The 25,340-nt window shown below is 44.5% G+C and carries 21 protein-coding genes; 17 read left to right on the top strand and 4 right to left on the bottom strand.

Annotated features, from left to right (window positions below):
* Positions 1–153 precede the first annotated feature (153 nt).
* The 13 genes from F941_RS10805 (at position 154) to F941_RS10745 (ending at position 16,545) form a co-directional block, all read left to right on the top strand.
* On the top strand, positions 154–1,179 hold the full coding sequence (locus F941_RS10805; RefSeq protein WP_005011104.1) for an AraC family transcriptional regulator: 1,026 nt from the start codon (positions 154–156) through the stop codon (positions 1,177–1,179).
* Between the two features lie 330 nt (positions 1,180–1,509).
* Positions 1,510–3,147 carry a long-chain-fatty-acid--CoA ligase gene (locus tag F941_RS10800; RefSeq protein WP_005011103.1) on the top strand — a complete coding sequence of 546 codons (1,638 nt, stop codon included), beginning with the start codon at positions 1,510–1,512 and terminating at the stop codon, positions 3,145–3,147.
* A gap of 40 nt (positions 3,148–3,187) precedes the next feature.
* Positions 3,188–4,063: a methylisocitrate lyase gene (prpB, locus tag F941_RS10795; protein WP_005011101.1), complete on the top strand. Its 876-nt coding sequence runs from the start codon at positions 3,188–3,190 to the stop codon at positions 4,061–4,063.
* A gap of 25 nt (positions 4,064–4,088) precedes the next feature.
* The gene (prpC, locus tag F941_RS10790) at positions 4,089–5,225 is read left to right on the top strand and encodes a bifunctional 2-methylcitrate synthase/citrate synthase (protein WP_005011100.1); all 1,137 of its coding nucleotides are present in this window, start codon (positions 4,089–4,091) and stop codon (positions 5,223–5,225) included.
* A gap of 672 nt (positions 5,226–5,897) precedes the next feature.
* Positions 5,898–6,650, top strand: coding sequence for a histidine utilization repressor (gene hutC / locus F941_RS10785; protein ID WP_005011098.1), 753 nt, complete (start codon positions 5,898–5,900; stop codon positions 6,648–6,650).
* Positions 6,647–7,240, top strand: coding sequence for a HutD/Ves family protein (locus tag F941_RS10780; protein WP_005011096.1), 594 nt, complete (start codon positions 6,647–6,649; stop codon positions 7,238–7,240). The genes hutC and F941_RS10780 overlap by 4 nt, the downstream gene beginning before the upstream one ends.
* A 242-nt stretch (positions 7,241–7,482) precedes the next feature.
* On the top strand, positions 7,483–9,147 hold the full coding sequence (gene hutU, locus F941_RS10775) for a urocanate hydratase (protein WP_018572613.1): 1,665 nt from the start codon (positions 7,483–7,485) through the stop codon (positions 9,145–9,147).
* A gap of 95 nt (positions 9,148–9,242) precedes the next feature.
* The gene (hutH, locus tag F941_RS10770) at positions 9,243–10,775 is read left to right on the top strand and encodes a histidine ammonia-lyase (protein WP_005011094.1); all 1,533 of its coding nucleotides are present in this window, start codon (positions 9,243–9,245) and stop codon (positions 10,773–10,775) included.
* Positions 10,776–10,848: 73 nt separating this feature from the next.
* Positions 10,849–12,273 (top strand): amino acid permease, encoded by a 1,425-nt coding sequence (locus tag F941_RS10765; protein WP_005011093.1) that lies wholly within the window; start codon positions 10,849–10,851, stop codon positions 12,271–12,273.
* Positions 12,274–12,326: 53 nt separating this feature from the next.
* Positions 12,327–13,529, top strand: a complete 1,203-nt coding sequence (hutI, locus tag F941_RS10760) for an imidazolonepropionase (protein WP_005011091.1) — start codon at positions 12,327–12,329, stop codon at positions 13,527–13,529.
* Between the two features lie 45 nt (positions 13,530–13,574).
* The gene (hutG, locus tag F941_RS10755) at positions 13,575–14,510 is read left to right on the top strand and encodes a formimidoylglutamase (protein ID WP_005011089.1); all 936 of its coding nucleotides are present in this window, start codon (positions 13,575–13,577) and stop codon (positions 14,508–14,510) included.
* Positions 14,511–14,524: 14 nt separating this feature from the next.
* Positions 14,525–15,799, top strand: a complete 1,275-nt coding sequence (locus F941_RS10750; protein ID WP_005011087.1) for a Glu/Leu/Phe/Val family dehydrogenase — start codon at positions 14,525–14,527, stop codon at positions 15,797–15,799.
* 539 nt (positions 15,800–16,338) lie between these two features.
* Positions 16,339–16,545, top strand: coding sequence for a hypothetical protein (locus F941_RS10745; RefSeq protein ID WP_005011084.1), 207 nt, complete (start codon positions 16,339–16,341; stop codon positions 16,543–16,545).
* 137 nt (positions 16,546–16,682) lie between these two features.
* Here the strand turns inward: F941_RS10745 and F941_RS10740 are convergent, their stop codons facing one another.
* The 3 genes from F941_RS10740 to F941_RS10730 all read right to left on the bottom strand — a co-directional run bounded on the left by F941_RS10740 (position 16,683) and on the right by F941_RS10730 (position 18,731).
* A complete protein-coding gene (locus tag F941_RS10740) occupies positions 16,683–17,042 on the bottom strand; it encodes a hypothetical protein (protein ID WP_005011081.1) in 360 nt (119 codons plus the stop codon).
* 246 nt (positions 17,043–17,288) lie between these two features.
* Positions 17,289–17,933, bottom strand: coding sequence for a hypothetical protein (locus F941_RS10735; RefSeq protein ID WP_005011079.1), 645 nt, complete (start codon positions 17,931–17,933; stop codon positions 17,289–17,291).
* 99 nt (positions 17,934–18,032) lie between these two features.
* The gene (locus tag F941_RS10730) at positions 18,033–18,731 is read right to left on the bottom strand and encodes a putative quorum-sensing-regulated virulence factor (RefSeq protein WP_005011077.1); all 699 of its coding nucleotides are present in this window, start codon (positions 18,729–18,731) and stop codon (positions 18,033–18,035) included.
* Between the two features lie 508 nt (positions 18,732–19,239).
* On the opposite strand from F941_RS10730, the gene F941_RS10725 reads away from it, so the two are divergent.
* The 3 genes from F941_RS10725 to rnk all read left to right on the top strand — a co-directional run bounded on the left by F941_RS10725 (position 19,240) and on the right by rnk (position 22,483).
* On the top strand, positions 19,240–20,499 hold the full coding sequence (locus F941_RS10725; RefSeq protein ID WP_005011076.1) for an alpha/beta hydrolase family protein: 1,260 nt from the start codon (positions 19,240–19,242) through the stop codon (positions 20,497–20,499).
* A 155-nt stretch (positions 20,500–20,654) separates the two neighbouring features.
* Complete coding sequence (glyA, locus tag F941_RS10720) at positions 20,655–21,911, top strand: serine hydroxymethyltransferase (RefSeq protein WP_005011075.1); 1,257 nt, start codon at positions 20,655–20,657, stop codon at positions 21,909–21,911.
* A 167-nt stretch (positions 21,912–22,078) separates the two neighbouring features.
* The gene (gene rnk / locus F941_RS10715) at positions 22,079–22,483 is read left to right on the top strand and encodes a nucleoside diphosphate kinase regulator (RefSeq protein WP_005011074.1); all 405 of its coding nucleotides are present in this window, start codon (positions 22,079–22,081) and stop codon (positions 22,481–22,483) included.
* 87 nt (positions 22,484–22,570) lie between these two features.
* Here rnk and F941_RS10710 read toward each other — a convergent pair whose 3' ends face one another.
* The gene (locus F941_RS10710; protein WP_228128319.1) at positions 22,571–24,115 is read right to left on the bottom strand and encodes a hypothetical protein; all 1,545 of its coding nucleotides are present in this window, start codon (positions 24,113–24,115) and stop codon (positions 22,571–22,573) included.
* A gap of 425 nt (positions 24,116–24,540) precedes the next feature.
* Between F941_RS10710 and F941_RS10705 the strand changes: the two genes are divergently transcribed.
* Positions 24,541–25,332: a hypothetical protein gene (locus F941_RS10705; RefSeq protein ID WP_005011071.1), complete on the top strand. Its 792-nt coding sequence runs from the start codon at positions 24,541–24,543 to the stop codon at positions 25,330–25,332.
* The last annotated feature ends 8 nt before the right edge of the window (positions 25,333–25,340 follow it).

The raw sequence follows: 25,340 nt of genomic DNA, 5'->3' as shown, positions 1-25,340 counted from the left end.
GTCTAAACAGACCATGATTTCGTTGCATGGGCACTGGATTTAAATGCAATGCAATTAGAATTTTGAAATCATATTTGAATGATTAAAGATTCAAAATGAAGAGGCATATCAGGCCATCATATGCTGAATATATTGCCATATAGAGAGGGAACTATGCACAGCATCGATTTAATAAGACAGCCACAATCCAATCCTATTGGTATTTTAAACCTGATTGCCAACTATTTAGAAGAACACAGTTTCGATGCACGTACTGTATTTGAGCATTTTGGGATTCAGCGCGAAGATTTAAAGAACAATTTATTGCCGATTTCTCTGCAAACACAGGGCAGTATTTTTCAAGCCGCTGAAGCATTAACGGGCTGTGATCATTTGGGTTTAGTCATTGGAAAAAAAGCCCAATTTTCAAATATTGGCCCATTGCGTTTTCTGGTGCTGAATGCCGCGACCATGCGGGATGCCATGCAGAGCCTCTTTCAATACGGCAGTATGTGGTACAGAGGGCAAAGGCTAGATTTGAAAGAAGATGATGGCTATGCGCGTATTTGCATGCATATCGATGGTGATATTCCTGGAAAAGAACAATATCAAACTGCGTATTTGGTTGCGATGGTGTCTATTATCGAGCTGATTTTGGGTAAATCTTGGCGTCCAGCATTGGTGCGCATCTCTTATCCAAAGCCGAAGTGCGCGCATCTGTACGAAAAAGCATTTGGCTGTCCTGTGTGGTTCAGCCAGTCACAGCACGAAATTTTATTTCCGCAGGAACAGCTCGATCAAAAAAGAGCAGGGCATGACCATCAGTTAGATCAATTTTTGCGTCAGCATTTGTCTGAACTGCAAAGCCATGATCGTGTCGATCTGGTTGGTCAGATTTGTAAAATTATTGAGGAATTATTGCCGCACCGAAGCTGTAATGTCGAACGTGTGGCTGAATATTTTTCAATTCACCGTTTTACTTTGTACCGTTATTTAAATAAACATCAGACCAGTTTCGACGCCTTGCTTGAAGCTACGCGTAAGAAAATTGCAGCGGAGCTGCTTAAAAATAAAAATCTGATGATTATTGATGTGGCCAATCAAGTCGGCTATGACGACCAAGCCAATTTTACCCGAGCTTTTAAACGCTGGTATGGCATCACTCCGGGACGCTGGCGCCGCGCCTATATCGCGGCATAAATTGACTGGTATTTTATATTTCCGCTTTTGCGCCGTGCTTTTATTTCAATACATCTGCGGTCAAATCACTCTATATTTTTGTGTTTTTAAATCGCATTTTATGGGGAATATAAAATACGAATGAGTTATTTTTTTAATTAAATCAATAAAAACAATAAATTGATAATTGGTGAAAGTTTTTCATCCTTATGTGACGAAATGACAAAAAATATCCTCTAAATGACAAAAACAGAAAAATAAAAGTGGGTAATTTAAGAATAAATGACAGCTGAAGAGCAGTCGATGGATATGAATAAATTAGTCTAAATAATGTGAATAGGGATGTTTCAGATGATCGGAAATATGATGTTTCAGCCGCTGCTGATCAGCAGCCTTATTGAGCATGCTGCGCTGTATCATGCAGATACAGCGATTATCTCTAAAAATACAGATGGCTCCATGACCGAAACGGCTTGGGGACAAATTGCTCAAAATTCTAAGCGTTTTGCCAATGTTTTGCAGTCTTTTGGTTTAACTGTGAGTGACCGGGTTGCTACGATTGCGTGGAATAACCATCGTCATTTAGAAAGCTGGTATGGCATCTCAGGCAGCGGCTTAGTCTGTCATACCATTAATCCAAGGCTTTTCCCTGAACAGCATAAATATATGGTGAATGATGCCAATGACAAAGTTCTGATTTTCGATAAAACATTTTTGAATTTAGTGCTGTCTATTAAAGAGGCGATTCCGTATGTTGAGCATTTCATTTGCCTTGATGCCTATGATGAAGACATTTTGCAGGCATTTCCTGAAGTCCTGTTCTATGACGACCTAATCGCGCAGCACAGTGAGCATTTTGAATGGCCTGAATTGGATGAGACTAAGGCTAGCTCACTCTGCTACACCTCGGGCACAACGGGGAATCCAAAAGGCGTTTTATACAGCCATCGCTCGACGGTACTGCATAGCTATGCAGCCAGTCTGCCGGACTCATTCCATTTTTCAGCTCAAGACCGCATATTGCCAGTCGTTCCCATGTTTCATGTCAATGCGTGGGGAACGCCGTATTCCGCTGCAATGGTCGGCTGCAGCATGGTGCTGCCAGGGCCAATGCTGGATGGCGAAAGTTTAGTGCAGCTGATTGATGAGTATGAAGTCACCAATGCATTGGGGGTGCCGACCATCTGGCAAGGTTTATTAAACGCAGCCTATCAATGCGGCAGCAAACTTGAAAGTTTAGTCCGCAACGTGGTGGGCGGTGCAGCGTGTCCGCCGAATATGCTGAAAGCGTTTAAAGACGATTTTCAATGCGAAACCATCCATGCGTGGGGCATGACCGAAACCAGTCCTTTAGGCGCAGTCAATCAGCTGAAAGCAAAGCATGCCGCGCTGGATGATTCAGAAAAATTTAAACTCCGATTTGCACAGGGCCGTCCGCCTTATGGCGTCAGCCTGCGTGTCTGCCAAGACGAAAAAGGCACAGCTGAATCTGCGCGTGACGGACAGTTGCCGGGCCATTTACAAATTAAAGGCCATTGGATTGTTGAATCCTATTTTGATCAGTTTAATCATGCTTTAACGCAAGATGGCTGGTTTGATACGGGGGATATTGCAACCTTAGATCAGGACGGCTATATGCAAATCAGCGACCGATCTAAAGACCTGATCAAATCAGGCGGTGAGTGGATTTCATCGGTTGAGCTGGAAAATATTGCCATTGCCCATCCAGAACTGGATATGGTTGCTGTGATAGCTGCGACACATCCCAAATGGGATGAAAGACCTATTCTGATTGCTAAAAAATCTGCTGCAAGCAGCTTATCCGAAGCCGAAATCTTAGACTTCTATGCAAATAAAATTGCGAAATGGCAAATTCCAGACAAAGTGGTTTTTGTTGATGCAATTCCTGTCGGCGGTACAGGAAAAATTCTGAAAAAAGATTTGCGTGAAGCGTACGGTTCAATTTTATTGGCTGCTGTTCCTGCTTAACTTTTTATTTCATTCACCTCGGATATTCATGGAAAGGAATATGACACAACAAACGTCTGCAGGCTTAAGATTTAGACAAGCACTGGAAGTGGAAAAACCATTACAAATTATCGGCACAGTCAACGCTTATGCAGCCATGATGGCCAAACAGGCCGGCTACAAGGCGATTTATGTTTCGGGCGCCGGTGTTGCGAACTATTCTTATGGCTTGCCTGACCTTGGCATGACCAGTTTGGACAATGTGCTTGAAGACGTCCGCCGCATTACCGAACGTGTAGACACGCCGCTTTTAGTTGATATCGATACAGGCTGGGGCGGCGCATTCAATATCGCGCGCAGCGTCAAGCAAATGATCGCTGCAGGCGCGGCGGCAGTGCATATCGAAGACCAAGTGGCGCAGAAACGCTGCGGCCACCGTCCCAACAAAGAAATTGTCACGCAGCAGGAAATGGTCGACCGCATTAAAGCCGCGGTAGATGCGAAAACCGATTCAGACTTTGTGGTGATGGCGCGTACCGATGCGCTGCAAAAAGAAGGCTTGCAGGCAGTGATTGACCGCGCCTGCGCCTGCGTAGAAGCGGGCGCCGATGCCATTTTTGCTGAAGCCATGACCGACATCACCATGTACAAAACCGTCTGCGATGCGGTAGGCGTGCCTGTTTTGGCCAACATCACAGAGTTTGGCGACACGCCTTATTACACGGTAGATGAACTGGGCGAACAGGGCATTTCAATGGTGCTGTATCCGCTCTCTGCGACACGCGCCATGCAGAAAGCTGCGCTGGAAGTGATGCATTCGATCCGCAAAGACGGCACGCAAGTGAATGTGCTGGACAAAATGCAGCCGCGCAAAGAATTGTATGAATTTCTCGATTACCACACCTTTGAAAATACGCTGGATAAACTGTTCAAATAAATCATTCAAAAAGGAGAATTGAAAAATGGCTGAAGGAAAAGTACTCACAGGCGCTGGCCTGCGCGGACAAGTGGCAGGAAAAACCGCACTTTCAACTGTAGGCAAAAGCGGTGCAGGCCTCACGTACCGCGGCTATGACGTTCAAGACTTGGCTGAGAACTGCCAGTTTGAAGAAGTGGCTTACCTGATTTTCTTTGGTGAATTGCCAACCGCAGAACAGCTGGCTGCATATAAAGCAAAACTGAAATCACTGCGCCAATTGCCGCAAGCGCTCAAAGAAGTGTTAGAGCGCATTCCTGCGGATTCACACCCGATGGATGTGATGCGCACAGGCGTTTCCATGCTCGGCAACATAGAAACAGAACAATCCTTTGCAGAACAGCAGGACGCAGCAGACCGCATTTTGGCAACGCTGCCAGCGATCATCTGCTACTGGTACCGCTTCAGCCATGACGGCGTGCGCATTGAAGAAAATACCGATGATGACTCTATCGGCGCGCAATTCCTGCATTTGCTACGCGGTGAAAAACCAAATGAATTGCATGAGCAGGTGATGAATGTATCGCTGATTCTATATGCAGAGCATGAATTCAACGCATCGACCTTCACCGCACGTGTATGCGCATCCACCTTATCCGATATGCATTCATGCATCACCGGTGCAATTGGTTCACTGCGCGGTCCATTGCATGGCGGCGCGAATGAAGCGGCGATGGAAATGATTGAAAACTGGACGTCGCCTGAAGAAGCAGAACGTGAAATGCTGGGCAAGCTGGAACGTAAAGAAAAGATCATGGGCTTTGGCCATGCGATCTATAAAGACAATGATCCGCGCAACGGCATCATCAAAATCTGGTCAGAGCGCTTAGCCAAAGATGTGGGCGATACGGTGCTTTATCCAGTATCCGTGCGCTGTGAAGAAGTGATGTGGCGCGAGAAGAAACTGTTCTGCAATGCAGACTTCTTCCATGCATCGGCTTACCACTTCATGGACATTGCGACCAAACTGTTCACGCCCATCTTCGTGATGAGCCGGGTAACCGGCTGGGCGGCACATGTGATGGAGCAGCGTGCAGACAACCGCATTATCCGTCCGAGTGCGGATTATACTGGTCCTGAGTTGCGTAAAGTGGTATCAATTGAAGAACGTGAAGCTTCTTAATGGACAGCTTTAAGCTGTAGTTCAGCATCATATTTAATGCATTAAAGAGTGCTGAAAAAGATTTATGCTGAAGCCTTGATCAGGGATTATGCATAGATAGAAACGCTGCAGGAACATTTCTGCAGCGTTTTTTATGGGATGCATTAAATTAAGCTCACTATTTAAAAGAAAAATCTGGAATTCAGTTGCAGTCCATTCGGCGCTTAACTGGGCTCACGCGCTGACTGTATAAACCGTGCGATAGCATTTGAGCAGCCCAAAAATCATCTTTGCGGCTGCACCTTGATTTTGTTTTCCTTTACGAATTCCAGTGAAGCAATTTTCATCTGATTCAATGGTTCCTTGGCGTGCTTCGAAGGCATAATGGTCAGAATGACACATCATCCTTTGATGAAGCGTGGCATAGGATCGGAGCCGCAGTGCTGGCTGGAATCTTCAAAATGGACAGTTTTCTTTGATTTTTTTATTTAATTTACATTAGCTTATCTTTATAAAATTCGATGACCATACAGCTCATCTCTGACAGCCGCTAAAAAATACAACTTGTATATACAAGTTTGGCGAATTGAGTATAATCAAATTCAGATATTGATCTTGCCGGTTTGCCGCGTTGTGTGCAGGCATTAGAAGATCGGTATCCCATTTTAAAGCGGTTCTTTGCAGAGATGAAAAATGCCCATCAGCACTTCAACAGAAGAAAATAAAACACCCTTAGGATTAGAAGCGCCTTCGCCTTTATATGCGCAGGTGAAACAGTTTATTCAGAGCAAAATATACAGCGGCGAATGGAAAGTGAATGACAAGATTCCTTCTGAAAGTGAATTGGTCAAACTCTTAGGCTGCAGCCGGATGACGGTGAACCGCGCGCTGCGCGAATTGACTGCGGATAAAATGCTGGTGCGCGTACAAGGGGTGGGATCATTTGTGGCTGAAGGGCAAGGCCATTCCGCATTATTTCAAATTAATAATATTGCGGATGAAATTCTGGCGCGCAATCACAGTCACCGCGCAGAAGTGATAAAGCTAGATAAAATTAAAGCGGATGTGCAGCAAGCTTTATTTATGCAAACGAAAGAAGGCGAGCCGCTTTTTCATTCCATTATTATTCATTATGAAAATGAAGTGCCGGTGCAAATTGAAGACCGTTTGGTCAATGCGGCGCTCATTCCTGATTATTTAAAGCAGGATTTCAGCAAGATTACCCCCAATGCTTATTTAATGGCGCAGGCTCCGGTCACCGAAGGTGAACATATCGTAGAAGCGGTACTGGCGAATACTCAAGAATGCAAATGGCTGAAAATTACCAAACAGGAACCCTGCCTGCTCATCCGCCGCCGCACATGGTCAAATAAGCATTTGATTTCCAGCGCGCGGTTGACTTATCCGGGCAGCCGCTACTATCTGGAAGGGAAATTTGTGCAATGATTCATCTGCTCAAACTGCATGATTTCCAAAAAATGCCGTGGAAAAATGGTCTAGGATTTACCTTCGAGATTGCTCGAAAGCCGTCAGCTGAAACGGATGATTTTGACTGGCGTGTGTCTATGGCCGATGTGAAAAATGATGGTGAATTTTCTTATTTTTCAGGTAAAAAGCGCATTATTTCCACACTGAGCGGCATAGGGATGCAGCTCAGTATTGCAGATCAGCCGCATGTTGATATTTGCTCTCGAAATTTATTTGCTTTTGATGGTGAGCAGCCTGTGTATTGCCGGTTGCTGAATGGGCCAATCCGCGACTTAAACTTGATTTATCGTGCGGATAAAGTTTTCCCGCGCATGCAGTGGCTGACAGGAAGCCATAGTCAAACCATCCTGTCTGCGGCGCAGGACATGCTTATTTTTAATATGGCAGACGTGATGCAAGTTTCTGTCGCAGCGCAAAGTTATACATTAGAGGCTTTTGATTGCCTGAAAATATCCAATCAGGATGAAGCGCTGACGCTGCAGTTGCTGCAAAATTCAGCCAAGGATTGCTGTTTGATTGAGCTGTTTGAATGTTCCAGCTCAAGATAAAATGCCAAATAAATCGCACAAAAATTCCCACTACAACTAAAGTTAAAAAACTTTAAAACCAATTAAAACATTTGCTTATTTACTAATTTCATCTTTTTAAAGAAAAGGGTCTTTTCAAAGATTAAAAGTCATGCATATTATATGTACATGTATATACAAGTAAGCACATGTTTATATCAATGCTGACTGGATGCAAAGAATACAATTACAGTAAGTTCAAAGGAAGGAGTCCGACTGTGACCATGACTAAATTTCGTGATGTAGAAATCCGCGCGCCGCGCGGTACAACCCTCAATGCAAAAAGCTGGCTGACTGAAGCGCCTTTACGCATGCTGATGAATAATTTAGATCCTGATGTTGCAGAAAATCCGAAAGAGTTAGTGGTGTACGGCGGTATTGGCCGTGCAGCGCGCAACTGGGAATGCTATGACAAAATTGTTGAAACGCTGAAAGATTTAGAAGACTACGAAACGCTATTGGTGCAATCAGGCAAGCCAGTAGGTGTATTCAAAACGCATAAAGATGCGCCGCGAGTATTAATTGCAAATTCCAATCTTGTGCCGCATTGGGCAAACTGGAAGCATTTCAATGAAATGGATGCCAAAGGTTTGGCAATGTATGGCCAAATGACAGCGGGCTCATGGATTTACATTGGCAGTCAAGGCATCGTGCAAGGCACATACGAAACTTTTGTGGAAGCAGGCCGTCAGCACTATAACGGCGATTTAACAGGCCGCTGGGTACTGACTGCGGGCTTAGGCGGCATGGGTGGCGCACAGCCATTGGCTGCAACTTTAGCCGGCGCCTGCTCTTTAAATATTGAATGCCAGCAGGCCAGCATCGATTTCCGTTTACGTACCCGCTATGTCGATGAGCAAGCGGCTGATTTGGATGATGCGCTTGCGCGTATTGACCGCTATACCAAAGAGGGCAAAGCCATTTCTATTGCATTGCATGGCAATGCGGCAGAGATTTTACCTGAGCTGGTTCGCCGCGGTATCCGTCCAGATATGGTGACAGACCAAACGAGTGCGCATGATCCATTGAATGGCTATTTGCCAGTTGGATGGACTTGGGAAGAATACCGTGAGCGCGCGCAAACAGAACCTGACGCTGTGGTAAAAGCGGCCAAGCAGTCGATGGCGCAGCATGTACAGGCGATGCTGGACTTCCAGGAAATGGGTGTGCCGACTTTTGACTATGGCAACAATATCCGTCAAATGGCCAAAGAAGAAGGCGTAGAAAACGCTTTTGACTTCCCGGGCTTTGTACCTGCATATATCCGCCCATTATTCTGCCGCGGCATTGGGCCATTCCGCTGGGCAGCGCTTTCGGGGGATCCTGAAGATATTTACAAAACTGATGCAAAAGTGAAAGAGCTGATCCCTGATGATGAGCATTTGCATCACTGGCTGGATATGGCGCGTGAACGCATTGCATTCCAAGGCTTGCCAGCGCGTATTTGCTGGGTAGGTTTAGGCCTGCGTGCAAAATTGGGCTTGGCATTCAACGAAATGGTGCGCTCGGGTGAATTGTCTGCGCCGGTTGTGATTGGCCGTGACCATTTGGATTCCGGCTCTGTATCCAGTCCAAACCGTGAAACAGAATCGATGCAGGATGGTTCAGATGCGGTATCGGATTGGCCATTATTAAATGCTTTGCTGAATACTGCGGGCGGCGCAACATGGGTGTCTTTGCATCATGGCGGCGGTGTTGGCATGGGCTTTTCACAGCACTCGGGCGTGGTGATTGTATGTGACGGTACAGATGAAGCTGCAGAGCGTATTGCCCGAGTATTGACCAATGACCCTGCGACAGGTGTAATGCGCCATGCAGATGCGGGTTATGATATTGCAATTGATTGCGCGAAGGAACAAGGCTTAAATTTACCGATGATTACCGGTTAAGGCTGAGCTAAGCAAGGAATGCTGCGGATTTATCTTCATCTCTCATTCATGATGAATCCGCAGCATATAAAAGAATAGGATATAGGGCTGTATACATGGAACTTTTAATTCAACCAGGCAAACTGAATCTCGCAGATTTACGCGAAGCCTTTTTAAAGCCAATCAAAGTAAAACTGGATGAGCAGGCGATTCCTGCGATTCAGGCCAGTGTAGATTGTGTAGAACAGATTATCCGTGAGGGCCGTACCGCATACGGCATCAATACAGGTTTTGGCTTATTGGCCTCAACTAAAATTGCGCAAGAAGACTTAGAACAATTGCAGCGCTCGCTGGTGCTGTCTCACGCTGCTGGCGTGGGCGAAGCGTTAGATGATTCAATGGTTCGCCTGATTATGCTGCTGAAGGCCAACAGCTTGGCGCGCGGCTTTTCCGGCATCCGCTTAAAAGTGATTGAAGCGCTGTTGGCGTTAATTAATGCTGAAGTTTATCCGCATATTCCATTGAAAGGTTCAGTCGGTGCCTCAGGCGATTTAGCGCCGCTGGCGCATATGTCTTTGGTGCTGCTGGGTGAAAGCAAAGCGCGCTATAAAGGTGAATGGCTGCCAGCCGTTGAGGCGCTGAAAATTGCAGGTTTAGAGCCGATTGCTTTGGCTGCCAAAGAAGGCCTAGCACTGTTGAATGGTACGCAAGTATCAACGGCTTATGCATTGCGCGGGTTATTTGAAGCAGAAGATTTATTCGCTGCAGCGACCGTTTGCGGCGGCTTAAGTGTTGAAGCAATGCTCGGTTCTCGTTCTCCATTCGATGCGCGCGTGCATGAAGTGCGCGGCCAGCGCGGTCAAATTGATGTGGCAGCGGCATACCGTGACTTATTAACTGAAGAAAGTGAAATCGGTCATTCACACGAAGACTGTGAAAAAGTGCAGGATCCATATTCACTGCGCTGTCAGCCGCAGGTGATGGGCGCATGCTTAACGCAAATCCGTCAGGCTGCTGAAGTCCTTGAAATTGAAGCCAATGCGGTTTCAGATAACCCATTGGTCTTTGCCAAAGAAGGCGATGTAATTTCGGGCGGCAATTTCCATGCAGAACCTGTCGCTATGGCTGCGGATAATCTTGCCTTGGCGATTGCGGAAGTTGGCTCATTGTCTGAACGCCGTATCTCGATGATGATGGACCGCCACATGTCGCAGCTTCCGCCGTTCTTGGTGGAAAATGGCGGCGTCAATTCGGGCTTTATGATTGCACAGGTGACTGCGGCTGCACTGGCAAGCGATAACAAAGCGCTGGCGCATCCTGCAAGTGTGGACAGTCTGCCGACATCGGCAAATCAGGAAGACCATGTGTCGATGGCGCCAAATGCCGGCAAGCGCTTATGGTATATGGCGGACAATGTACGCGGCATTTTAGCGATTGAATGGCTGGGCGCATGCCAAGGCCTGGATTTCCGTAAAGGCTTAAAAAGCTCTGTGAAATTGGAACGCGCGCGTAAAGCGCTGCGTGATCATGTTCCTTATTACAGTGAAGACCGTTTCTTCGCGCCGGATATCGAACAGGCGAGTGAATTATTGGCCAGCGGCTGCTTAAACGCGTTGATCCTTGATGGTTTGCTGCCAAGCCTAAAATAAGTTTGTGATTGAGAATAGGGCCGCATGATGCGGCTCGATCAAATAAAAATTTCCTCATGGATTGGAGATCGAAATGTCACAAGAAGCATCACAAAGTTCCACTTTACAGCGGGGACTCAATACCCGCCATATCCGGTTTTTAGCTTTAGGTTCAGCCATTGGCACAGGCCTGTTTTACGGTTCGGCAACGGCCATTCAGATGGCAGGGCCATCCGTTTTAATCGCCTATATTGTTGCGGGTATTGCGATTTATATCGTTATGCGCGCCCTCGGCGAAATGTCTGTACATAACCCAGTTTCCGGCTCATTCAGCCATTATGCCAGCCAGTACATTAGTCCATTTGCAGGCTTTACGACAGGGTGGACCTACGTCTTTGAAATGATCATTGTGGCGCTGGCGGATGTCACGGCTTTTGGTATTTACATGGGCTTTTGGTACCCTGATGTGCCGCGCTGGATCTGGATTCTCTCGCTGATCATGTTCCTCGGCGGCATCAATTTAATCCATGTCAAAGTCTTTGGCGAGCTGGAATTTTGGCTATCGATTATTAAAGTGACCGCTATTATTGCCATGATTGTCGGCGGTTTTGGCCTCATGCTGTACGGCTTCCATGCAGATCACGGTACCGCTGCTGCGGGCTTGCAAAACCTATGGATTCATGACGGTTTTATGCCAAATGGTATTGGCGGATTGATTGCATGTTTGTCTGTGGTGGTGTTTGCTTTTGGCGGTATTGAAATTATTGGCATTACTGCTGGCGAAACCGCAGAACCGAAAAAGTCGATTCCTAAAGCCATCAATGCAGTACCTGTACGTATTTTACTGTTTTATGTCTTGACCATTTTTGTCCTCATGGCGATTTTCCCTTGGAATCAGATTGGTACACAAGGCAGCCCATTTGTGCAGATTTTTGAAAATCTGGGTATTGGTTCAGCAGCTACGATTTTAAATATCGTGGTGATTTCAGCGGCGGTTTCTGCCATTAACAGTGATGTGTTTGGCGCAGGACGCATGCTTTACGGCATGGCGCAAGATGGCCAAGCGCCAAAAGTGTTCACCAAGCTGTCTAAAAATGGTGTGCCTTGGATGACGGTTGTGGTGATGGCGGGTGTATTGCTGATTGGTGTCGTGCTGAACTATCTGATTCCCAAAAATATTTTCATCATCATTGCCTCAATTGCAACTTTTGCAACGGTATGGGTCTGGCTGATGATTTTACTTTCACAGATTGGCATGCGCCGTAAACTGTCTGCCGCTGAAATTAAAGCTTTGGATTTCCCAGTCGTGGGCTGGCCGTATGCACCTGCATTCGCTGTGGCATTCATGCTGTTTATTTTGGGCATCATTGCGTATTTCCCAGACTCTCGCCCTGCGATCTATGTCGGTGCTGCATGGCTGGTGATTTTATGGATTGCCTATATTGTGAAAGTGCGCCCAAAGATGAACTTGAATCATGCGAACAGCAATACAGCACAACAATTTGAATCTAATTCTTAATACTTAAATGTTTCCGCCAAGGCATGTGCTGAGGCGGAACAGGAAATACAACGATGAAGCTTTGGTTGAATTGTCATATTGCGACTATGCAACATGGTCAATACAGCATAATAGAACATGCTGCGATGCTGACAGACGGTGAAAGGATTCACTGGATTGGTCCGCAAGCTGAATGTCCAGCTGTAGCGTTGACTGAACAAATCGATCTGCATGGGGCTTGGGTGACGCCGGGCTTGATTGACTGTCATACGCACAGCGTTTTCGGCGGCAACCGCAGTGTTGAATTTGAGCAGCGCCTGCAAGGTGTGAGCTATGCCGAAATTGCTAAAAATGGCGGCGGCATTGCCAGTACCGTTCGTGCAACCCGTGAAGCCAGTCATGCAGAATTATTCCATTCAGCTCAGCAGCGAATTTTAAACTTACTTAAGGACGGTGTAACCACGATTGAAATTAAATCGGGTTATGGACTGGATTTAGTCACTGAACGCAAAATGCTGCAAGTAATTCGGCAGTTAGGTGATGCTTTGCCAATGACGGTGCGCAGTACCTGCTTGGCTGCCCATGCTTTGCCGCCTGAGTTTAAAGATGCCAGTGATGACTATATTGATTATATCTGCACAGAAATGCTGCCGCAGCTGCATGCAGAAAACTTAGTCGATGCGGTAGATGCCTTTTGTGAGCATTTGGCTTTCTCTCCAAGCCAGGTGGAGCGGGTTTTCCAAACGGCGCAGTCGCTGAATTTGCCTGTGAAGCTGCATGCAGAACAGCTGTCTGCCTTGGGCGGTTCAAGCCTGGCGGCCAAGTATCAGGCTTTATCGGCAGATCACTTGGAATATATGACTGAAGATGACGTAAAAGCCATGGCTGCATCGGATACGGTTGCGGTGCTTTTACCGGGTGCGTTTTATTTACTGCGGGAAACACAGTATCCGCCTATAGAAAGCTTAGTTGCACATGGGGTAAAAATTGCCCTATCGACCGATTTAAATCCCGGAACGTCACCAGTTTTATCCCTGCGTTTAATGATGAATATGGGCAGTACCTTGTTCCGTTTAACTCCTGAACAGGTATTGGCAGGCGTGACCATTCATGCTGCCCAGGCTTTGGGGCTGCAGGATACGCATGGCAGCTTAGACGTCGGCAAATTTGCCGATTTTGTAGCTTGGGACATACAGCATCCGTCTGAAATTACCTATTGGCTGGGCGGTGATTTAAAGAAGCAAGTCATTCAAAAAGGCAAATTAATTCAATTTTAAATTTTTTCTTCAAAAAATTGAGTTTGAAGAATAACAGGATGAATTATGGATCAGTCATTTCAATGGCAGGGCAGGCATGATGGCGATGGCGCAGAACATATGCGCATCTTTCATCTGGTCAATCAGTCTGATAGTGCCGATTTTGCGATACTGGGCTTCAGCTCTGACGAAGGCGTGCGCCGAAACCGAGGCCGGACTGGCGCGGCAAATGCGCCGAATCTAATCCGTCAGCAGCTGGCAAATTTGCCTATACATGTGCCGATCCGCATTCAGGATATGGGTACAGTGGTCTGCGTGGACAGCGGGCTGGAAAAGGCGCAAGCTGAATTGGCGGATCAAGTGGAATTGGCCTTGCAGCAGGGCATGCAGCCGATTGTATTGGGCGGCGGCCATGAAATTGCTTTCGGCAGCTTCAGCGGTATTTTTCAGTATGTGCAAAATACCCAGCCTGGTCAGAAAATTGGCATCATCAATTTTGATGCGCATTTCGATTTGCGTGAAGCTGAGCAAGCCACTTCAGGAACACCATTTCTACAGGCAGCGAAACTGTCTGAGCAGCATGGCAAAGCCTTTCATTATCTATGTATTGGCGTAGCAAAACACTCGAATACGCAAAAACTGTTTCAGACTGCTGACCGCCTGGGCTGCCATTATATTTTTGATGATGAAATAGAAATGGGCCATTTAGCGGTTTTAAAAAATAAATTAGATCATTTTATTGATGCTGTAGATGTGCTGTATGTCACGGTTGATTTAGATGTATTTGCAGCATCGATTGCGCCGGGTGTCAGTGCGCCTGCAGTCAAAGGCATTGATCTGCGTATTTTTGAACATTTAATGAAACATATACACGACAGCGGAAAGATCAAACTGCTGGATATTGCTGAATGCAATCCTCACTTTGATCAGGACAATATTACCGCGCGGCTGGCGGCTTTCATTGCCTATCAATACATGTTTTATCCAAAGAATAATCAATAATCAGAGGACCTAAAATGTCTAATCTCTCTTATGCCAATGGCGGCAACGGTGCATGGCAAACGTTTTTGGCGCAAGTCGACCGCGTTGCGCCGTATCTCAGTGAAGACCTGGCAGACTATGTCGATACTTTGAAACGTCCGAAACGCGCGCTGATTGTGGATGTTCCGATCATTATGGATGACGGTTCAATTCAGCATTTTGAAGGTTACCGTGTGCAGCACAACCTTTCACGCGGGCCGGGCAAAGGCGGTATCCGCTACCATCCAGATGTCGAGTTAAATGAAGTCATGGCGCTGGCGGCTTGGATGACCATCAAAACAGCCGTATTAAATTTGCCTTTTGGGGGCGCAAAGGGCGGTGTGCGTGTAGATCCGCGCAAATTGTCTGCACGTGAGCTCGAACGTTTAACACGCCGTTTTACCAGTGAAATCGCGCACATTATTGGCCCGCAAAAAGACATTCCTGCACCGGATGTCGGCACCAACCCCAATGTTATGGGCTGGATGATGGATACTTATTCATCTGGACAGGGCTACACAGTCACTGGTGTAGTCACTGGCAAGCCCGTGCATTTGGGCGGTTCTTTAGGGCGCGTAAAAGCAACAGGGCGAGGCGTTTACATTACCGGCTGCCAAGTTGCCGAAAAGCTCAGCCTGAATATTGAAAATGCCAAAGTTAGCATTCAAGGCTTTGGCAATGTGGGCAGTGAAGCGGCCAATTTATTCTATTTGTCCAATGCCAAGATTGTATGCATTCAAGACCATACCGGAACGATTTTTAACGCAAGCGGCATTGAGCTGAATGCGCTGCATGCCTATATAGAGCAGTATCAAGGTGTTGCCGGTTTTGAAGGCGCAGAGCGAATTGACAATGAAGCATTTTGGGATGTGGAAACAGATATTATTATCCCCGCTGCTTTAGAAGGGCAGATTACAGTAGCGCGCGCGCACCGTCTAAAAGCCAAAATGGTTTTGGAAGGCGCAAATGGGCCGACTTATCCTGAGGCCGACGACATCCTGAATGAACGCGGCATCATGATTGTCCCTGATGTGATTTGCAATGCAGGCGGTGTGACGGTCAGCTATTTCGAATGGGTGCAGGATATGGCGAGCTATTTCTGGAGTGAGGCGGAAATTAATGACCGTTTAGACAAGCTGATGGTTCAGGCCGTTGAAGATGTTTGGACGTGCGCAAATAGCAATGGCTGCACATTGCGTACCGCAGCTTATATTTTGGCGTGCGAACGCATTTTAAAAGCGCGTAAAGAGAGAGGAATTTTCCCTGGTTAAGGGTTTGAATATTTTGAGCAGCTTTTTTACATTGAAAAATCAGCTGTTTAAGGTGATTGGTGCGAAGCAATATTAATGCGAATGTATTATCCGCCTTATACTTCAGAATTTCAATTGTATTTATTTTGAGTGATTGTGCCGAAGTGTAAAAGCCTCTTGCCAGCAGAAAATACAGTGCTATATTGATACTACAGTAGGTCGTAAAACAAAAGACGCTACTATGAGTTGGACGGATCAATGACAGCTAATTGAGTCGCAAACTTCGGTTAAGACAAAAAATCAGCACTAGCCTTCCAACATAGAGCCCGCAGCAATGCGGGCTTTTTTAATGCCTGTTTTCTAGGCGGTATTTATAGATAAACAGCAATAAAAGGTGAGTTATTGTCATACAATTTACAGAGTGATTTATTATCTTATTGATTTATAGTTAATTAAATTTTTATTCAGTTACAATGCCAAGAAATCTAACATTTTTTGCGAAGGTGAAGATCGGGGCATGTGCTATAAAAATGCTAATTCAAAGAAATAGAGTAATGACTATGACCAATATGATTGATATTAAAGTGAAGAATCAGTATAGCCAAATTGTCGATGCCCAAGCCTTGCTAAATTCGGCGTCTGAAACTCAGGATATGATTAAAAGAATTGAACATATTGTGGTAGATGGAGAAGTGATTTTACCGAGTATTGAGCTGTTATTCGAAAGCCAAAATTCATCCAGCATTTACAAAGTGATTGAAGCTTAATTCAATCAGATACGATGTTAAAAAAAACTCACTTCAACAGGTGAGTTTTTTTATTTTCCAATCTGCCGTCAATTCAGTTTTTATTGCCTCAATGTCTGAAGGGTCTTTTAGGCCGGCATTCGATAACAATTGACTGCCTATAGGTTAACGTCTTGCTTAATATTGACACAGACATCATATCGCTCAAATTCTTTTAAGATGGTTTGTATAACTGTCTGTGCCTGCGGGGATTCAGGCAAAAAAACCAGTTCTTGATTTAAGCTGCTGTCAAAGCATTCAATATTCTCAATTTTCCAAAAATTGTCGGCCGGGCTGTTGTGCATAATGAGACGACGCGGCTGCAGATGATCACATACTTGGCGCGGCAGCACATGCGTAATGGCCAGCTGAATATGGGCTAAGTCATCTTGAGGGCTTAAAAATGTAATAATCCAATTGCCCACTTTGCTGAGCTGCATAGGATTATCAAACGTGTCAAACTGCAAATAATACGCCATAACTCCAAATGCTCCCCCAAAAATATCTTCTAGCCTATATATGCTCTGAATGGCTCAAATAAACCATTAAAACAAAGTCGTAGTAAAAAAATTATAAAATGGGAGTTTTAAATTGAACTGCTAAAAAGAAATAAAATTCATGAAGATAAGATTTTATCTGTAAAAATTTAATAAGCTATTAAGTCATTTTTTGAATGAGAGCCGATGAAATAACTCTTAGTTCGAAATGTTTTGCAACGGCAAAAATCAAGCGGATTGAAGCTTGCGCATGCTCAGATTCACTTGCTGCAAAGCATGATTCAGCAATTTTGGCACAATCCGTGATTCCTGCAGCAGGGTAATCCATTGGATTTGGCACATTTTCAGCTGTGAAACCTGCTCCGCCGCTTGAATATTCAGTATCAGCTGTTTGGCCATTAAGCCGCAATACTGCTGCAGGTGCTGCATCATAAATTGCTTCAATTCATCAAAAGCCAAAGGGCTTAAAGGTTCGATTGGCCCATCTGCAGCGCTGATGGGCTGCGCTGGCCCAGTTGCAGGTTGAGCCTTTTCCAGCTGAAAAGAATAATCCTCAGTTGCTGTAGAGGATGGAACATTTAAAGCCGTATGAATTTCGGAAGGCTGCGTTAAAATTTGGGGCTGCGGCTCAACGGATGCTTCTTCCTGTTTCTGCAGCGGTTCGGCCTGATTTTCTTCTTTAAAAATTAAACCCAAATCAATCAATTGCTGCAGTAAGTCAGGCTCTGCAATGCGATGCTTCATGGCTGTATTCAAAGCCGAAAAATCATCTGTGCCGATCAGCACCAGCAGCCTCCGCTGTCTGGCATTCAGCGGCAGATCGCGAAGCTTGAGTGTGCGGAAACCCAATTCAGTTTTATAAAATGTATCCATGCCTTAATTTATTCCCCAATAAATTAAGGCCCATCATATTGTGTGAAAATTACACTTGCATGAAGCTTTTATGACAATGCCGTTGAGGACTTTAAATCATTAAAGCGTTGTGATTGCTGTATTTTCCAGCGCTTTGCGCAGATAAGGGTCCAAATCTTCCTGACGCATCAGCCATTGCACATAATCTGCCGGCAAATCAGCAATGGCTGTGCCGCGGTGTTTGCCGAAATTAATGCTGCGCGGAATGCGGGCATCTTCAGACGCTGCATACAGTTCTTCAATGCTGTTGATTTTTAAGTGATGAACAATATGCATTAAAATATTTGCTGTCAAAATGATGTCCATGTCGGCACGGTGCGCTTTACGGATCATTTCACGCGCTTTTTCGCTGCCTTTGCTGATCATGTAAATGAGCGCGGATATATTGTGCGCTTCGGCATCCGGCCAGACTAAGCGTGCTAAAGCAAGCGTGCAGATGGCTTTAATGCGGGTTGAATCTACCCCGCATTTTTCTAAAGCGCGGATGTCATAATCAATATTGTGGCCAATAATATACAGCGTATCTTCAGGCAGCTTGAAGGTTGTGTAATGGGGCTTATTTTCTAGATCAGATTCTAGAATATGATGCACCGCCATGGCTGCAAATGAGATGGGTTCATCAACGCTATACAGCTGATCAAAAAGCTGGGACTTATCTAAAGTAATTTTGTGGTTTGAAATTTGAATAGGCGCATATGCAATTTCAATCGGCTGGCCATTTAAAGTATGAGTTTCGGTATCGAGAATTATGGCTTGCATAACCTATTCCATCAGGAGAGTGTATTAAAACGTTCAATTTATCATTTGCCTAAGTTATTGACAAACCGTAGTTAAAGAATTAGCGGGGCTTTATGTCATCAGCGCATTAAAGATTGTGCATTTATGAGCCTTTAGTTTTTTTGATACTTCTGTCGGACTAGAATCTTTGATCAAGCGATTGTATTCAAATTTTTTAGCCCTGATTGATTGCTGCGGATTTACTGCGGGGATCAGCCAATGGGCAGGCTTAAAGCAATTTGCTTTGTTGATGAGCGATCTGCGGCTTTACATCATACGTTCACGTATTTGGCAGAATTGTGCTGCGGCCAGCGGATTGGATTAATTTTGTCATTGTGTTTTAAATAAAAATATTAAAAACAATGTGATATAAGAAAATTTAGGATTGCGATACCATCGATCTTAAAAGCTATTGTGTTCAGTCGAAATAACAGGTAATACATACTGTTAAATCAAAATTAATAACAAGCAAATGGCGAAGGAACGTAAAATGAAAAAACATGTCTTAACGGTGTTAATCAGCAGCGCATTTTTGCTCACGGCCTGCGGCAGCGGCGATGGGGGAGATTCGACATATGTTGTGGATGATGGAATCCCAAAAAATAATATTGTAAATCCTGTGGTGAAAACACAGGTTTATGTTGATGCCAACGCAAATACAAATACAGTATTAGATAGTGCAAGCGCTTCTCGTACATTGATGACATATAAAATGCTGGGCGTGAATGGAACTGAGACTCAAGCTACTGCGCTTGTATTTACGCCGAAAGGAATAAAACCAGCCGGAGGCTGGCCAATAGTAGCTTGGGCGCATGGTACAACGGGTGTAGCGGATGCTTGTGCGCCAAGTCAGCAAGGTCTGAAGGGCAATGAATATTTCATTGCGAAACTTTTAGCCGCTGGATATGCCGTAGTTGCGCCTGATTATGAAGGTTTAGGTGAGCCAAGCGGTAAAGAGCTGCATCCTTTCTTAAATTTAAAAAGTGAGGCATATTCCATTACCGATGCCGTGGTCGCTGCCAGTAAAAACTTGGGTAATACGACTGAAAAAAGATGGGCTGTTGTTGGGCATTCTCAGGGCGGGCAGGCGGCACTGGGAGCAGCGCAATATGCCTCTCGTGCTCAGTTAACTTATAAAGGCACAGTTGCTGTAGCGCCTGCGTCTTATTTAAGTTCAATTTTAAATGGCGGTGAGCAAAAAGCCGCACTTGAAGCTGACTTAGACACTAAAATCAGCATTCTTGCCCCTTTAGATACATTTACAGCCCTGATTACTGCTGGATTAAGAAATCCGCATCCAACTTTGAAATATAGTGAAGTATTTGCATCACCAACAGATCTGGTGGCGGCTGAGGCTGAAACCATTTGTTATGATGTTCTTGGCCAGAAGCTAGGTGGTGCAATGATGCTATATAAAACCAAATATGGGACTTTAGATAATTATCCGCGTACACAGCCAAACTTTATGACGGCTATTCCAGAGGTTAAAAAATTCTTAGAAAATGATTCACAGCCTTTACTGATAAAATTGAATACTCCAATTTTCATTTATCAGGGTTCTAATGATGATACTGTGCCAAAGCAAGTGACAGATATTCTCGTACAGGCTGCAAAAGCAAAAGGAACCAACATTAATTACGTCACTGATAGTGATAATTCAATTGACCCAAAATGGAATCATGGAACAGTTTATACAGACAATTGGGATGAAATTGTACTGGATGTAAAATCTTTCATGCCAATTCAATAACTTGATTTAAATAAAATGCTCATCTTTCTGACGAAGATGGGCATTTTTTTATTTAAAACTGAGCAAACATCCTTCTCAAAATTTATAAACTTCATGCTACAATACGCGCCAATCTTAGCACGGCTTAAAAGCCCTAATTTAATAGGACCTCGCTAATGTTTGCCAACATCTCTATTGCTGAATTTGATCCAGAAATCGCGAAAGCAATTTCTCAAGAAGATGCCCGCCAAGAAGCGCACATCGAACTCATCGCTTCAGAAAACTACTGCTCACCAGCAGTAATGGAAGCTCAAGGGTCAAAACTCACTAACAAATATGCGGAAGGCTACCCAGGCAAACGCTATTACGGCGGCTGCGAATATGTAGACGTAATTGAACAATTAGCGATTGACCGTGCTAAAGAACTTTTCGGCGCTGACTATGCAAACGTTCAGCCGCATGCAGGTTCGCAAGCGAACTCAGCGGTTTATTTAGCGCTTCTTAACCCAGGCGATACAGTGTTGGGCATGAGCTTGGCTCACGGCGGTCACTTGACTCACGGTGCTAAAGTCAGCTTCTCTGGTAAAACTTACAATGCAATTCAATACGGTTTGAACCCAGAAACGGGTGAAATCGATTACGAAGAAGTTGAACGTTTAGCAGAAGAACACAAACCGCGCATGATCGTTGCTGGTTTCTCTGCGTACAGCCAAATCGTTGACTGGCAGCGTTTCCGTGACATCGCGGATAAAGTTGGCGCTTACCTGTTTGTAGATATGGCTCACGTTGCTGGCCTTGTTGCTGCTGGCGTATACCCAAGCCCAGTGCAAATTGCTGACGTAACGACTACAACGACTCATAAAACACTTCGCGGCCCGCGTTCAGGCTTAATCCTTGCGAAAGCAAACGAAGAAATTGAGAAAAAATTACAGTCAGCTGTATTCCCTGGCAACCAAGGCGGTCCTTTGGTTCACGCTGTAGCGGCGAAAGCAATCTGCTTTAAAGAAGCGATGGCGCCTGAATACAAAGAATACCAAAAGCAAGTTGTCGTAAATGCTAAAGCAATGGCTGAAGTATTAATTGCACGCGGCTATGACGTTGTTTCTGGCGGCACAGAAAACCACCTGTTCTTGTTGTCTTTAATCAAACAAGGTGACATCACTGGTAAAGAAGCTGACGCTTGGTTAGGCGCAGCTCACATTACTGTGAATAAGAACTCTGTTCCAAACGATCCGCGTTCTCCATTTGTGACTTCAGGCATCCGTATCGGTACGCCTGCAGTAACCACCCGCGGTTTCGGCGAAGCTGAAGTGCGTGACTTGGCTGGCTGGATCGCAGACATTTTGGATGCGAAAGGCGATGAAGCCGTGATCAATACTGTGAAAGCAAAAGTTGAAGCGGTTTGCGCGAAATTCCCAGTTTACGCGAAATAAGTTTGACTTGAGAAAAGCCCCTCAAGGGGCTTTTTTTATGGCCGCAGTAAAAGTATTTACTAGCTGCTTTTCATGAAATTCTGCTATAACAGAATGAAAGTACTTATAACTTTATAATTAGACTGCTGCTATTTTGACGGGTAGATAAGATTCAAAGGAAAATGCAGATGACAAAACCGAACATCATTCTTTCTGAGCAAGACCTGCATCGATTAGAAACCATGCTGGAACATCAATCTAAGTTGACGCCGACCATGGAGCATTTGGAAGAAGAAATGGCGCGTGCAGAGGTGGTGGCGCCTCAAGATGTGCCAGCCAATGTTGTCAGCATGAATGCGAAAGTTTTAATTACGATTGCGCCTGCTATTGAGCCGACGGAAATCACGCTGGTTTATCCGCATGAATTCATCGGAGAGAAAGGCCAAGTCAATGTGCTGGCGCCTGTGGGTGCCGCGATTCTAGGCTTATCTGAAGGTCAAGAAATTGAATGGCCGCAGCCGGATGGCCATATTATGAAAGTTAAAATCGAAAAAGTGCTATATCAGCCAGAGCGTGAAGGCAATTATTTATAATTACAGCAAGTGGTAAGCACTGCGCCGTAATAGGTAAATTATTGATAAGAAACTCCAGATTTAACCCAATCTGGAGTTTTTTATATTTTAGTTTTGACTAAAATTTTGCGGGTAAGGATGTGATGCCGGCTTGTAATGTGCTGCCCAAACTTTTCGTTCAGTTGGAAGCGGCATTTCAAAGGTATGAATGCCATCAAAAAAAGCCTGCATATTTTCTAAAATCAAAGGCATTTCCTGTTCCGTCTTACTATCGCAAGCACTTAAATAAGGTTGAAGAATTTGAAAACCGCGGTAGTCGAAAACAGGAAAATAAGGTACAACCACGTGTAAATTGATTGCATGTTCTCCATACTGGCGTATATGCAACGAAATCGCATCGGTTCTCAGGTGAGGCAAACAAGCATACATTTCATAAGCCATTACATTATAAGGATAATCTTGCGGGTTAAGTTCGAGCTGTTTTAAGCCGGCGTCTGGCCCATCCATATGTTTAATAAAGGTATTCCCTGGCGGGAAGCTGGTCGGATCCATACTGGCATTTGGATCGTGCCTAGGCATGACACCATGAATAAATTGAAAAACATAGCCGAGTAAAAAGCCAGCCTGATGTAAAACATCATGAAAGACAGAGGTTTGATAAGTTGAACTTTTTGATGGATGCGCCAAATAGAGCGGTGTGCGGACTTTTAAAATATCATTGATGATTTGTTTGGCATATTGCAATGAGCTGGTTTGAATCACGGGTGCAAATAGAAAATCAGCGATATGGCCTGTCGTAAAAAACACTTGATTGTGAATTTGTGCAACACGGCAAGTTTGCAATTGCGGCGCAATTTCACTGCCAATCATTTGGCTGACTTGTTGTGGATTAAGCCATCTTAGAGATGTCCCTGCATGCTGAGCAATGACACGGCCTAAGTAACCGCTGAGGAATAAGACAAAGTAAAAGTTGCTTTGATCTGAAAGAAACTTTTCGGCAGAGGCAATATAGTTTTGACGCAGTTCACGCATTAATTCATCTAAGCGGTCTAGACTCTGCAGGGAATAGTCCAAATTAGAAATTTCAACCAATTTTAGAAAGGCGCTGCCACAATTCAGCGTGTAATTCTTTTGATACATATTTTGCAAAGCATGCATTTCTTCAGCAATTTTATTTTTTTCTTCGCCGCTCATAATCAGATGATTCAAAATTTCGCTTTCAATGTGCTGACTAAAAGGCTGTGCATTATCTGCTTGTTTAAAGTATTGATGCGTGACCAAGAGTGGGAAAACAATTTTATTGGTTAAGACGAGGGCATAGTCATATAAAAAAGATTCAGGCAATGACACATTATTTTGCGGCAAATTTTGTTTTAATTCTTCGCGTGAAAACCACTGCTCAGGTGTAGAAGTGCGTTCTGCTAAAAATTGACCTAAATGGCTGGCAATCAGCATTAAACTATTTGATTGGCTCGGGTCAGCATCATGCCGGATGTCTAAGACACCAATTTGATTTTTGAAAGCAGTAAATAATTGATCAAGCCGTTGGAAGCTTTCAAAGCTTTGATCAAAATTGACGGTATTAAATGCATTTGCAATATAAAACTCATATTGATGATCTGCATTTTTAAAGCGCTGACGTATGTCTTGCATACGCTGTGTCGCTGATGTGTGAGCAGCAGATTCATTTTTTAAATAATTGGTTATCATGATGATTCTTTTAATGTTATTGTTGTCTGAGTATAGAATAAGCGGCGGACAGGCTGCTAGAAGCGGGCGCTGGAATTTTTAAATATTAAAACGATCTTTTTTGATATTTTTATCGAAAAATAAATCTTGTCTGCAGGTATGAGGTTGAGCGTATCGGAGCTGCATGTAAAATTTGAAAAAGCACAATAAAGTAGTATTGTGGATTGCTGGTTGCAGCAAAATCAGTATTCGACATTCTTAGTTTCGAAATTTGGTGAGGCCTTTAACAGCGTTTTGATTGGAATTTTTAAATTTGCATTGCAAAAAAATACATGAAAAGCTGACCGAAAGACGTAGTATAAAAATGATTTTATTGAGTTTAATTGTTTATGAGTTCAACTGAAGTTTTGGTGGCTATTGCTGACATTCCAGTACATCCGGAAGATGCGCTGGCGATTAAGCGCAATGAATTGCTGCCCTTGCTGAATGATCCTTACCGCCTGAATCATTATGCGGATCAGTTGATTCAAGCGCAGTCAGCGCTGCTGAAGGGGATTGACCCGCAATTAACGCAGCGGCTGAGCCAAGTGATAGAAAATCTGATTCAGTTGTTATCGGATTCAAAAAAATATTTAAAAAAGCGTAAATTTAATGGGCTGCAGAAATGGCTGGGCTTGGATTTAGAATTCGGTTCTAATCAAGTGGAATATTATAAAAATATAGACCGCAATTTAGATGAAGCCAATCATCTGAGTCAGCGCCTGCAGATTGAGATCCAAAAAGCGCAGTCACGGTTTAATCAGCTGCAGGGGCTGCGCGAGCAAATGGCAAAATATATTCAGGCTGCAGAGGAGTTTTTGCAGGAATATCCCAGCTTTGCGCAGCAGCCATTGCCATTGGACAGTTTTGCTGAAAGGCTCTCTAAGAAAATCCAAACATTAAAAACATTGCAGGCCAGCAATGATATTGCCATGATGCAAATGCATCTGTCGCAGCAGTTATCCTTTTCCTTGCTGGACAGATATAAAGAGGCGCAGCAGGTGCTGATACCGGCATGGCAGCATCATGTGCAACAAAGCCAGCAAAGCGGCTCGACAAGTTCATTGGAAAGGCTTGATAATAGCCGTGATAAACTTATTAAAATGTTAAAAAAATCATTAGAGAAACCCTCTAAAACATAATCAGTACA

Source organism: Acinetobacter bouvetii DSM 14964 = CIP 107468 (assembly GCF_000368865.1).
GTDB lineage: Bacteria > Pseudomonadota > Gammaproteobacteria > Pseudomonadales > Moraxellaceae > Acinetobacter > Acinetobacter bouvetii.
This window is presented reverse-complemented; position numbering and strand designations above follow the sequence as displayed.